This is a genomic window from Xanthomonas sp. LF02-5, from assembly GCF_034105325.1.
In the GTDB taxonomy this organism is placed as follows: Bacteria; Pseudomonadota; Gammaproteobacteria; order Xanthomonadales; family Xanthomonadaceae; genus Xanthomonas_A; species Xanthomonas_A sontii.
Genome location: NZ_JAXGGF010000009.1, coordinates 101,911 through 115,360, shown reverse-complemented (window position 1 = coordinate 115,360; position 13,450 = coordinate 101,911). Strand labels below are relative to the sequence as shown.

The 13,450-nt window shown below is 69.0% G+C and carries 2 protein-coding genes; both read left to right on the top strand.

Annotated elements, in window-relative coordinates; translation table 11 throughout:
• Nucleotides 1-153: 153 nt before the first annotated feature.
• On the top strand, nucleotides 154-7,989 hold the full coding sequence (locus SLW52_RS19710; protein ID WP_320740953.1) for a non-ribosomal peptide synthetase/type I polyketide synthase: 7,836 nt from the start codon (nucleotides 154-156) through the stop codon (nucleotides 7,987-7,989).
• An 87-nt stretch (nucleotides 7,990-8,076) separates the two neighbouring features.
• On the top strand, nucleotides 8,077-13,449 hold the full coding sequence (locus tag SLW52_RS19705; RefSeq protein ID WP_320740954.1) for a non-ribosomal peptide synthetase: 5,373 nt from the start codon (nucleotides 8,077-8,079) through the stop codon (nucleotides 13,447-13,449).
• Nucleotide 13,450: the final 1 nt, after the last annotated feature.

The window sequence follows — 13,450 nt, the reverse complement described above, 5'->3', positions numbered from 1 at the left end:
GGCCGGACGCGTTGCAACTGAAGGATGTGTTCGAGCAGCAAAGCCTTTTGCATCTGGCGCGTCACATCGATGGCAGGCAGGAGCGGGCCGCGGGCAAGCAGGCCGACCGAACCGCGGGCAACGTGGTTCACGAAGAACTGGAGTGGTAGCCACATGCAATCAGCGAAGGATCTGCTGCGCCAGTTTTCCTCGATGGGAGTCGAGACCTATCTGGACGACGGCAAGCTCAAGACCCGGGCCGCCGCCGGCGTCATCACGCCCGAGATCGCTTCGCTGATCCGGCTGCACCGCGACGCCTTGATCGCGGCACTTGCCGCGGAACGCGATGTTGAAGGCGCCGCGCCCGCACTGACCCCGAACATGCGCAGGCTGTGGCTCGCTCAGACCCTGTCCCAGGCGGGCGCGATGTACAACGTGCCGCTCATCGTGCGGCTCAGCGGTGAATTGCATGTGCCGCGCCTGGCGCAGGCGCTGTCGCGCATCGCACGCCGGCACGAGGCGTTGCGTACCAACGTGGTCGAACGCGACGGCGAGATTTTCGCCGTCGCCTGCACGGACGAGCTTCAGCTGACGCAGCATGCACTGGACGCCTGCGCCGACGCCGCCGCCACCGCCACCGCCACCGCCGAAGCCGTCCGGCTGGCGTCCACGCTGGCCGCCAGGCCGTTCGATCTGTCGCGCGATCTGCTGATTCGCGCGGATCTCATCCGGGTGGCCGCGCAGCACAACGTGCTGGTCCTGTGCATGCACCACATCGCCGCCGATGGGTGGTCCTGCGCGCTGCTGATCAAGGAATTGCAGACGCTCTACAACGCCGGCGACGACCAGGCCACGATCCTGCCGCCGCTGCGCATGAGTGCTGCCGCGCATGCGCGTTGGCTGGCCTCGGCGGAGCACCAGCACAACGAAGCGGCGCATCTGGACTACTGGCGCGGGCAACTGCGCGACAGCCCGGTGGTGCATGCGCTTCCCCTTGATCGTCCGCGCCCGCGCATCCAGTCGCACGAAGGGCGCGAGTGCCTGCAGACGATCTCCCCGGCCATCGCCGCGGCCGCGCGGCAGGTGGCATCGCACCATGGCACGACGCTCTACTGCGTGCTGCAGGCCGCGCTGACCCTGATGCTGGCGCGCTGGAGCAACGAATCGGACATCGTCATCGGCACCTCGTCCTCCGGCCGCACCCGACCGGGCATGGAGGACATGGTCGGCTTCTTCGTCAATCCGCTGATCCTGCGCAACCGCGTCGATCCAGCGTCCACGGTCGCAGGCTTCCTGGACGCCACGCGACGCGTCCTGCTGGAGGCATTCGAGCACCAGGAGGTGCCGTTCGAACGCATCGTTGAGGCCTTGGTGCCGGTGCGCTCCACCAGCCACGCGCCGGTGTTCCAGATCATGCTGGACTTCCAGGCGGCCAGCGCCGCTGGCGTCGAACTGGACGGTTTGCGGTGCGAGCTTGTGTCCAGCGGCACCCTGGGCGCCAAGTACGATCTGGAGATCACGGCGGTCGAAGGTCCGGACGGCCTGCATCTGCGCTGGATCTATGCGCTCGCATTGTTCGAGGAGACCACCATCCTGCGCCTGCAGCGCGGCTTGGAGACCGTTCTCGAGGCGTTGTCCGGCGATTCCGCAGCCCGCCTCAATGCGTTGCCGTTCCTGTCCTCCATCGATTTGGCGCACGTCGGCGCCGCGGGACGCGGGCCGGTGGTCGAGGTGGATTGCGCGCCGCTGCATGTCCGTTTCTCCTCCATCGCCGCGCAAGCACCGGAGGCCATCGCCGTCGAGTGCGACGGACGCGAGTACAGCTACGCCGATGTCGCGTTCCGCGCCACTGGGCTTTGCCGGTATCTGGTACACAGGGGACTGGAGCCCGGTGGACGTGTCGCGCTCTATCTGCAGCCGGGAATCGACTTGGTGGTGGCGATTCTCGCGGTGCACCAGGCCGGGGCGGCGTATGTCCCCGTGGATCCGGCCTATCCGCGCGACAGGGTGGGCTACATCCTGGCAGATGCCGCCACGCAGTTCGTCCTCTGCGGCGGACGCGACTTGGACGCGGACTGGCCGCAAAGCCAACAGGTGGTGGCAGTCGATCAGGTGGCGCTGCATCCGGAGCATCCGGCGCATCCCGACACGGCGGCCAGCGCGCACCAGCAGGCGGACAGCGCCGCCTACGTGTTGTATACATCGGGCTCGACCGGCCGCCCGAAGGGCGCGGTCATCAGCCACGCCGCACTGAACAACTATCTTGCGCATGCACGGACCTATCTGCGCGAGGACATGCGCGGCGCCGTCGTCAGCTCGTCCATCGGCTTCGATGCCACCATCACCTCGCTTTTGACCCCACTGCTGACCGGCCAGCGGGTGAAGTTGCTGGGAAGCGACCTCGATGCCGTGTTCCGCGGGCTGGAGCAGCATCTGTTTGAGGATGCGCAGGCGTGGCTGTTCAAGATCACGCCGGCGCACCTGTCCGCGCTCGGCCACGCGTGCGCGGGACGGGCAGCATCCATGGCCCGGCACGTTCTGGTCATCGGCGGCGAACAGCTGGATTACGCCGTGCTGCATGAGTGGCGCTCGCGCTGGCTGCCGCGCGCCACCTACGTCAACGAATACGGCCCGACCGAGACTGTCGTCGGCTGCTCGGTGTTCACCATCGACGAGTACAGCGGCAATCTGCCGACGACCGGACCGGTCGCGATTGGGCGCCCGATCGGAAACGTCGGCATGTATGCGGTCAACGACGGACGCCTGGCGCCTCCGGGAACGGTGGGCGAGTTGCACATCACCGGCGCTGGACTGGCCGAAGGCTATCTCAACCTGCCCGCGGTCAGCGCCGAGCGCTTCATCCAACTCGCCGACGTGGAACAGGGCGCGCGCGCCTATCGCAGCGGCGACCTGGTGCGATTGCGTCACGACGGCAACTTCGAGTTCATCCGCCGCCTGGACGACCAGGTGAAGATCAGAGGCTACCGCATCGAGATCGGCGAGATCGAATCGGCCCTGCGCCGTCTGCCGGGGGTGCGCGAGGCGGCCGTGGTCGTGCAGGGCGACGCCGCGCAGCGCCAGCTGGTGGCGTTCGTGCAAACCGATCCCGGCGACGCGCAGGACGTGCGGCACGGGCTGCGCCAGCAACTGGCCGCGAGCCTGCCGGAGTACATGGTGCCGGCCCTGTTCGAGCGCGTCACGCAGCTGCCGTTGACCGTCAACGGCAAGGTGGACAAGGCGGCGCTGCCGCGCGTGGAGCGCTTCGGTCCCGGCGTGGCCGAGGCGGCCATGCCGCGCTCGCAGATGGAAGCGGCGCTGGTCGCCGTGTGGAAGGACGTGGTTGGTCACGCGGCCATCGGCGTTCATGACAACTTCCTCGATGCGGGCGCAAACTCGCTGCTGTTCGTCCGGTTGCGCGCGGAGATCCAGTCGCGGCTCGGGCACGCGCTGGACATCACCGCGTTCTTCGAGCACCCCTCGATCGCCGCGCTGGCCATGCATCTGGATCCAAAGCCGGCAAGCGCGGCGGTGGCGGCGCGGGAGTCGCCGCACGTCCCACACGTCAGCCGGAACCCGCAGGCGCCGATCGCGATCGTCGCGATGGCCGGCAGATTTCCCGACGCGGCCGATCCCGACGCGCTGTGGTCGAACCTGCGCGCAGGCCACGAAGCCCTGGCGACCTTCAGCCAGGCCGAACTGCAGGCCAATGGCATCGCCGCGGCGGTCGCGGCCGATCCCGCCTTCGTCGCATCCGCGGCGCTGCTGGAGGATGTGCAGTCCTTCGACGCCGGATACTTCCGGATGACGCCGCGCGAGGCGGAGATCCTCGATCCACAGCACCGCGTGCTGATGGAACTGGCGGTGGAGGCGCTGGAGTCCGCAGGCTACGGGAACGGCGCGCAGGCCAGATCCTGCGGCGTTTTCGTGGGATGCGGAGAGAGCACCTACCTGGCCAACAACCTGCTGTCCAACATGAGCCTGGTCCGCGACCTGGGCCTGGCGGTGATGCACGCCAACAGCAATCACTACCTGGCCACCCGCATCGCCTACAAGCTGGACCTGACCGGCCCTGCGATCAATATCGCCACGGCCTGTTCCACCTCGCTGGTCGCCGTGCACCAGGCGGTGGCGAGCCTGCGCCGCGGCGAGTGCGCAATGGCGCTGGCCGGTGGCGCGGGCATTTCCGAATTCGGGCCGAGCGGCTATCTCTACCAGGAGGGCGGCATCGAAGCGCCCGACGGGCACTGCAGAGCATTCGACGCGCAGGCCAAGGGCACGCGCGGCGGCAACGGCGCGGGCCTGGTGCTGCTCAAACGCCTAGAGGACGCGCAGCGCGACCGCGACCCGGTGCTGGCCGTGATCGTCGGTAGCGCGTGGAACAACGACGGCGCGCACAAGGCCGGCTATACCGCGCCGAGCGTGAACGGACAGGTGTCCGTCATTCAGGCGGCGCTGCAGGATGCAGGGCTGCAAGCATGCGATATCCAGTACGTGGAGACGCACGGGACCGGTACCCCGCTCGGCGATCCGGTCGAGTACCGGGCGCTGCGCAAGGTGTTCGACGGCGCAGCCGCCGACAGCTGCGTGCTGGGCACCTTGAAGCCCAACATCGGCCACTTGGATGCCGCCGCGGGCGTGGCCGGGTTGATCAAGGCGGTGCAGGTGGTTCGGCACGGCGAATTTCCGCCCTGCCTGCACTACGCCGGGCCCAATCCGCTGATGGACATGGCACGGACGCCATTCCGGTTCCCGCAGCAGGTTCAGGCCTGGCTCCCAAGGGACGGCACGCCGCGCCGCGCCGGCATCAGCGCATTCGGCATCGGCGGCACCAATGTCCACGTGATCATCGAGCAGGCGCCGCCGCTGCCGGCACGTCCGCGGCCGAGCACGCTCCCGCAGGTGCTTCCGCTCTCGGCACTGACCCAGACCGCGCTGGACGCGGCTGTCGCCGCCCTGCGCGCACGGCTCGTGGCGGATCCCGAGCCGTCATTGGCCGATGTCGCCTTCACCCTGCAGGAGGGGCGCCAGGCACACGCGTGGCGGACCTTCGTGGTGGCGGAGGCTGTGGACGACGCGGCTGCCGGCCTGGCGCGGCTCGCCCAGGGTGGCGCCCGCGAGCAGGTCGAGGGCGCGTCCGCGGCGATCTTCCTGTTCCCGGGGCAGGGCGCGCAGTACGCCGGCATGGGCCTGCAGCTGCTCGATGTCGCGCCCCGCTACACGCAGGCCTTCGAGACGTGTCGCGCCCTGGTCAGCCAGCACGCCGGCTTCGACCTGCGCGCGATGCTGGCAGGGCACGAGGAGCGCCTGCGCGCGACCAGCGTCGCGCAGCCGCTGCTGTTCTCGGTCTGCCATGCCGCCGCCGCCGAACTGATGGGCAGCGGCGTCGTTCCCGAAGCCATGCTCGGGCACAGCCTGGGCGAGTACGTGGCCGCCTGCATCGCCGGGGTGTTCTCGCTGGAGGACGCCGTCCGCCTGATCTGCGCACGCGCCAGGTGCATGGAACAAAGCCAGCCCGGGGCGATGCTCGCGGTCGCTGCCGCAGTGAAGCACACCCGGCATCTGGTCGCGTCCGGCACGCTCGCGCTGGCCGCGCTCAACGGCGCGGACAGCCATGTGCTGTCCGGCTCCCACGCCGCGATCGGCCAGGCCGAGGCCGCACTGGACGGCGCCGGCATCGCGCACCGCCGCCTGCAGACCTCGCATGCCTTCCATTCGCCGATGATGGAGGCGGCGGCGCAGGGATTGCGCGCGGTGCTGGCGACGATTCCGCTGCAACCGCCACGTCACGCGTTCGTTTCCAATCTCACCGGCACGTTCATCACGGCCGAGCAGGCCTGCGATCCGGAGTACTGGGTGGCGCACATGCTGGCGCCGGTGAAGTTCGAGCAAGGCGTGCAGACGCTGTGCGCCCATCTCACCGCCAGCAATGCCCGCGCGGTGTTCATCGAAGCGGGGCCGGGCAATGCGCTCGGCAACCTGGTGCGCCGCCACCGCGATACCGCAGGTGCCGCCGTGCTGTCTTGCATGCGCGGTGCGCGGGACGCCACGTCCGATGTCCGGTACTGGCAGCAAGCGCTGGGCAGGCTGTGGTGCGCCGGCCTGGCCATCGACTGGGCCAGCCTGCGAGGTGCGGAGCAGCCGCGGCGCATCGCGCTGCCGACCTATCGGTTCGACCGTGCGCGCTATTGGCTTGCGCCACGCGCGCCGCTGGCGACTGCCGAAGCCGCCGTCAGCGCGCGTTCGACGGATGCGCGCGACTGGTTCTATGTGCCGCAGTGGCGATTGGTCCCCAACCTCGGCGATGCGGGTACGGACGACGCGGCGCTGGCCGATGCCTGGGTGGTGCTCGCCGACGACGCCGGCCTTGGCGACGCATTGTCCAGGCACATCGCCGCGCACGGCGGCACCCTGCTCGCGGCGCAAGGCGGGGAGGGCAGCGCGAGCCTCCCGGAAGAAACGCGGCTGGAGGCGCTGCTGCGGGATCTCGATGGGCGCCCATCCGTTGCCATCGTCTGCCTGTGGCCGCTGCATGCCATCACCGCGACGGAGGAGCAGGCGCGGTTCGCGCAGGACCAGCGCCGCGTACTGTATCCGCTCCTGCGCCTGCTGCAGGCGATCAATGACCGGAATCCGCGGCTTGCGGTGCGGCTGACCGTGGTCACCGACCGTGCGCTGCGCGTAACCGGCACGGAACGGATGCGGCCGGCGCTGGCGACGCTGCGCGGGCTGTGCCGGGTGGCCGCGCAGGAGTTGCCGCAGATGTCCTGCCGGCTTATCGACCTCGACGCGTCGGCGCTCGCCGACGACGGCCAGCGCGAGCGCATGGCCATCCGCCTGTGGCGCGAGATGACCTGCGTACAGGGCGTTCCCGAACTGGCGTTGCGCGGCAATACACGGTGGCTGAAGCATTACCGCCCACTCGCCGCGGTCGCACCGACGCCAGCACCGGTGCGACTGCGACGCGGAGGGCACTACCTCATCACCGGCGGCACGGGCAGGATCGGAACGGTGCTGGCCACCTGGCTGACGCAGCAGTTCGATGCGCGCGTCAGTCTGCTGGGTCGCCGGGAGCCGGCGTCCGCGGCGCCAGCCGGTGCCGACGGCAGTATCCGCTTCCTGCGCGCGGATGTGGGCGAGCGCCAGGCCCTTGCCGCCGCGCTGGATGCGGCCGAGCAGGCGTTCGGCCCGGTCGCGGGCATCATCCACGCCGCCGGGGTGGTCGCCGAGGCGCTGCTGCCGCTGGCGCAGACCGATGAGAGCGCATGCGCCGTCCATTTCGCGCCCAAGGTCGCCGGCCTGATGAACCTGGAGTCGGTCCTGCGCGGCCGCGACCTCGACTTCTGCCTGGTCATGTCGTCGCTGGCGATCGAGCTGGGCGGACTTGGCTTCACCGCCTATGCGGCCGCCAACGCCTTCGCCGATGCGTTCGTTCAGCACCTGCGCAACCAGGGGCACGAGCATTGGTTCAGCGTGGCCTGGGACGGTTGGAACTTTGGCGCGGACACGACGCCGGGCGCGGCCCACGCGATGCGCCCGGAAGAAGGCCTGCGCGCCTTCGCCGTGGCCATGGGCCATTGCGACCAGCCCTGCCTGATCAATTCTACGGCCGACCTCGATGCGCGCTTCGCCCGTTGGGTGGGATCGCTCGCGGATGCGTCCGTCGGCGGCGACGCGCAGGACCCTGCGGACGCGATGCAGGCCGGCCTGTCGCCGTCTACCGAGCGGGCCGTGGCCGCCCTCTGGCAGGATGTGCTCGGCATCCACCCAATCGATCCGAACGCCAGCTTCTTCGAACTTGGTGGCGATTCACTTATCGCGACCCGCCTCGTGGCCAAGATCCGTGCCCGCTTCAATGTCGCGGATCGTGTTTTCTCACTCTCCGAATTCTTCGCCAACCCGACCGTCGCGCACATCGCCACGCGCCTCGATGGCCTGTCGGTGACCGACCGGTCGTCCTCGATGCGCGATGCGCTGCGTGCGACGCAGACCGTCGAGGAAGGGGAGTTCTGAGGTGATTCATCGTCAAGCATCCCTTGCGTCGCCGTTGCTGCAAGGACCTGGCCCAGGCATCGCCGGGGTCGTTCTGTGGGGGCAGTCATGAAGAAGGTGGAAGGCATCATCGAGCGTGCGCTGCAGGCGCAGGTCGCGCTGTATCTCAAACAAGGCAGGCTCGCCTACACGGCTGCCGATGGCGCGCTGTCAGACGAGTTGCGCGCGGAGATCGCCGCGCACAAGGGCGACATCATCGCCTATCTCGGCGCAATGACGGCCCCAACCGACGCCGGTGGCTGGCCGCTCGATGTCGCTCCCGACGCCGGGGATCTGCCGCTTTCGCTGCAGCAGCAGCAGGTGTGGCTGGGCCACACCATCAGCGAGCAGGGCCAGTACAACATCATCAATACGTTTGACATGCGCGGGGCGCTGGACCACGACGCGCTGCGCCGCACCTTGGACGTCATCGTCGAACGCCACGCGATCCTGCGTACAGTGTATGTGCCCGGCGAGAACGGCGGCATCGGGCAACGCGTGGTGGATGCGGCACGGTTCCAGTTGCACGTGATCGATCTGAGCTGGCTCAACGATGCCGGGCAGCACAAGGAGCTGTCCGCACGCCTTGCGACCGAGCGCTCAAGGCGCTTCGATCTTGGCCACGACCTTCCTCTCCGGGTGGCGTGTTTCATCTGTTCGTCGAGGCGACACGTACTGTCGATCACGATCCATCACATCGCTTCCGATGGCTGGTCGCAGGAGCTGCTGGTCGCGGAGATCTGCGCCGTCTACGAGGCCCTGCGCGCCGGGGAAACCCCACGCCTGCCGCCGCTGCCGCTGAGTTACGGCGACTATGCCTACAGCCAGCGCCGTGCATTGGCGCAGGGCCTGTTCGCCCAGGAGCAGGCGTACTGGAAGGCGACCCTGGACGGCGTGCCGAGCGAGCCGCTGCTGCCGACCGACCTGGCGCGCCCGCCGGTTTTCGTCGCCTCCGGGGCGACGGTGGATAGCCGGCTCGACGCCGGCGACCTGGCCCAGCTGTCCAGCGTCGCCAAGCAGCACAACATGACCCTGTTCATGCTGATGCAGGCGATCCTGGCGCTGATGATCGGGCGTTGGGCCGATCGCGACGACGTCGTCATCGGGACCCCGATTTCCGGCCGTGACCGCGAAGCGACGCACGGCATCGTCGGGCTGTTCGTGAATGTGCTGCCGCTGCGCACACGCTGCCCGGCGCAGGGACCACTGGCAACATATCTGGCGCAGTCCCGCGAGAGCACGCTACAGGCGCTGTCCATGCAGGCCTTGCCGCTGGGGTATCTGCTTCAGTCGCTGGACATCGAGCAATCGATGGGGCACTCGCCGCTGTTCCAGACCGTGTTCAATCTGCAGAACGCCGTAGACGCGGCGCCGCGCCTGGGCGAAGTTGCGCTGTCCGCGCTCGCGCAGCCGCCGCTGATCAAGTACGACCTGGAGATCGTGGCGCTGCAGGATGCCGACGGCCTGACGCTGAGCTGGAAGTACGCCGATCGCCTGTTCCTGGCCGGCACCGTGCGGATGCTGGCCGATGCATGCCTGGCCGCATTGCGGCAACTGGCGGATGGGGGCGTGGAGGACGTCGCGGCACTAGACTTCGCGGGACTGGTCCCGCGCACCACGCGCATCGGCGACGGACCGGAGGATGCGCTCAGGCAGGCGCTGGCGATCGCCCAGGACGCCTTCGCCGGCTGCCCGCTCGCCTGGATCAGGCAGGGAGGCAACGCGGCGCCGCGTCACGTGCTGCACCTGTTGGCCGACGCGGTGCTCGACGCTCAGGCGCTGCGCCAACGCCAACTGGCCGTGGAGCGGCAGCTCGCGTCGACGCTTGGGCAGGACTGGGTGCCGCACGCCTGGTCGCTGGTCGGCGCGGAGTGTCTGCGCGGGGCGGACGGGCTGGACCGCAGGAAGTTGCCGACGGTGCACTTTCCGCTCGAGACGGAGGCGCAGCGGCGGGTCGCGGCCGTCTGGAACGAAATGCTCGAATGTCCTGGGCTGGGCATCACCGACGACTTCTTCGACCGTGGCGGCAACTCCATCAAGGCGATGCGCGTCACCTCGCGGCTTTCCGAACTGTGTTCGGTAGAAATGCAGATCCGCGACATCTTCGAACACACGGTCCTGGCCGACTATGCGCTCGTGCTCGAGGCGCGCGGCCTTGGAAAGCGCCCGCTGATTCCGCCACGCCCGGCGGACGCGCGGATGGCGCTGTCGTTCGCCCAGGAGCGGGTGTGGTTCATCGACCAGCTCAATGGCGGCAGCCCCGAATACAACATGCCGGCGCTGTTCCAGCTGACTGGAACGCTCGATCTGGATCTCGCCGAACGCGCGATGGGGCTGGTGATCCAGCGCCATGAAGTGCTGCGCAGCGTCTACGCCACCGACGAAGAGGGCGTCGTGCAACGGGTGCTCGAACAGGACCAATTCCACGTGCAGCGCCACGATCTGTCGGCGTCGCCGCCGGGCGAACGCGAGCCGCGCCTGGCGCGGCTGATCCAGGAGGAACTGACGCGTCCGTTCAACCTGGCGCAGGACCTGATGGTGCGCGCGACCTATTTCGGCACCGGCCGCGACGGAGAAGGACGCGCGCAGGGCGTGCTACTGTTCAACGTGCACCACATCGCCTGCGATGGCTGGTCGCAGGATCTGCTGGTCAACGAGTTCGTCGTCGCCTACCGCCATCTCGCCCAGGGCGGCGCAGCGCCGTCCGCGCTCTCGATCCAGTACGCGGACTACGCGCACTGGCAGCGGCAAAGGATGGGTAGCGATGCGTTCGAGCGCCAGTTGCAGTACTGGCTCACCCAGCTGGCCGACGCGCCGCCCGTCCATGGCTTGCGCCTGGACCGGCCCCGGCCGGAGACTAAGGCGCACGTCGGCAGCAGCATCATCAGCCGCGTGCAGGCGGCGCAGGCTGCCGCGCTGGAGCGTGTGGCGAAGCATTTCCAGCTGACCCCGTTCATGCTGACGCACGCGGCGCTGGCCTTGGTGCTGGACCGTCACAGCCATGCCGGCGAGGTGCTGATCGGCACGCCGGTGGCCAATCGCCACCAGGCGCAGACCGAGCACCTGATCGGCTTCTTCATCAATACCCTGGTGTTGCGCCTGACGACCGCGCATGCGCGCCTGGCGGACTTCCTGGCCGAGGTCCGGCAGGTGCACCTCGACGCGCAGTCCAACCAGGACGTCCCGTTCGAGCTGCTGGTGGATCGTCTGCAGGTGCAGCGGACCCCGAAGCACACGCCGTTGTTCCAGGTCATGCTGAGCGCGGATGCGGATTACGGGCTCAAGCGCGGCGACGAACGGGCGCTGCTCGAAGTGCCTGGCGCGCAGGTGCGTACCTATCCCTTCGAAGGCACCGGGGTGAAGTTCGACATCGAGATCCACAGCCGCTGGACGCCTGACGGCGCATCGATCAGCTGGACGTACGACCACAGCATCTTCGACCGCGCCAGCATCGAGCGGCTCGATGCGCATCTGCACCAGATCTTCGGCGCCCTGGCACGGCTCGCCACGGATATCGACGCCGCCGGCGCGACATCGCTGCCGCAACTGGACGTCCTGCCGTCGACACAACGCCGCCGTGTGGTCGAGGAGTTCAACCCGGCATGGGTCGAACACGCGCAACTGCGTCCGGTCCACCTCGCCATCGCGGCGCAGGCCCGCGCCACGCCGGACGCGCCCGCGGTGATCGCCGGCGACACGCGCTTGAGTTATGCGACGCTGGAGCGGCTGTCCAATCAGCTGGCCCATCGCCTGATCGCCGCCGGCGTCACGCCCGAGTTCAGGGTCGCCCTGTGCATCGAGCGCGGACCGGAGATGGTCGTGGCGGTGCTGGCCGTCCTGAAGTCCGGAGGCGCCTACGTTCCGCTCGATCCGGGTGCTCCCACCGCGCGTCTCTACGCGCAGTTGAAAGACTGTCAGCCGCTGCTGGTGCTGACGCGGTCGGCGCTGGGCCAGGCGCTGCACGACGCGCCATGCTCGGTGCTGGCGCTGGATGACGCCGCCGCTGCGGACATCGCCGGGCTGCCCGAGGACGAGCCGGTGGTCCCGGGCCTGACCCTGGGCAGCGCCGCGTACGTCATCTACACCTCCGGCTCCACCGGGACGCCGAAGGGGGTCGTGGTGGAGCATGGTGGTCTGGCGAACTATCTGCACTGGGCCGTCGACCATTACGCCGGCAACGCGCGCATCGACGCGGTGGTGTCTACGCCGCTGGTCTTCGACGCGACCGTGACCAGCCTGTTCGTGCCCTTGCTGGTGGGCGGCGCACTCACCCTGTTGCCGCCGGGCCAGGAGGTGGTGGAGCTGGAGCGACACCTGTCGGCGGCCCCGGCTCCCTGCCTGGTCAAGCTCACGCCGGCGCACTTGGCGGTCCTTGGCCACAGCCTGCAGGAAGACAGTTGCCCGCCACATCTGTTCGTGGTGGGCGGCGAAGCGCTTCCCAGCGCCACGGTGGCGCGCTGGCGCGCGGTCTCGCCGGCCTCGCGCATCATCAACGAGTACGGCCCGACCGAGACCGTCGTCGGCTGTGCGGCCTTTTCCGCCACGGACTGGCCAGGCCACGCCGACACCGTGCCTATCGGCCGGCCCATCGCCAACGCCTCGCTCTACGTGCTCGATGCCATGGGAGAACCCGTCCCGGTCGGCGTTGCCGGCGAGCTCTACATCGGCGGCGCGGGTGTCGCCCGCGGCTACCTCAATCAGCCGACCCTGACCGCCGAGCGCTTCGTGCTCGATCCGTTCAGCGCGAGGCCCGAGGCCCGTATGTACCGCTCCGGCGACGTGGCGCGATGGCTGGACGACGGCGTGCTGGAGTTCCTTGGCCGCAACGACGAGCAGCTCAAGATCCGCGGCGTGCGCATCGAGCCGGGCGAGCTCGAGGCTGCCGCGCGCCACTGCGCCGACATCGCCGAGGCCACCGTCGTGGCGCGCGAGCTCGTCTCCGACGGCGGTCTGGATCTGGTGCTGTACGCGGTGCTGCGTCCGGGCGCCGAACTCGACGTCACCGCGCTGAAGGAGCAGCTGTCCAGTCGCCTTCCGGCCTACATGCTGCCGGCCGCGATCGTGTTCCTGCCTGCACTGCCGTTGACCGGCAACGGCAAGCTGGACCGCGCGGCGTTGCCGTTGCCGGTTCCGGCGCAGGACGCGGACCTGCCGTCGCCGCCGCGCAGCGAACTGGAGCACAGGCTGCATCGCGTGTGGCAGGGCCTGCTCCCGCATGCGGTGTTCGGCTGCGACCAGGACTTCTTCGCCGTGGGTGGCAACTCGCTGCTGCTGGCCAGGCTGCAGAGCAGGATCCGCGCCGAATGCGAGGTGGCCGTGCCGGTCGGAACCCTGTTCGCGCACCGCAGCATCGCCGCGCAGGCACGCATCATCGAGCGCTTCCTGGCGGTGGCCAAAGCGGAAGAATCACTCGACGAAGACATCGTCGAAGAGGAGATCTGAG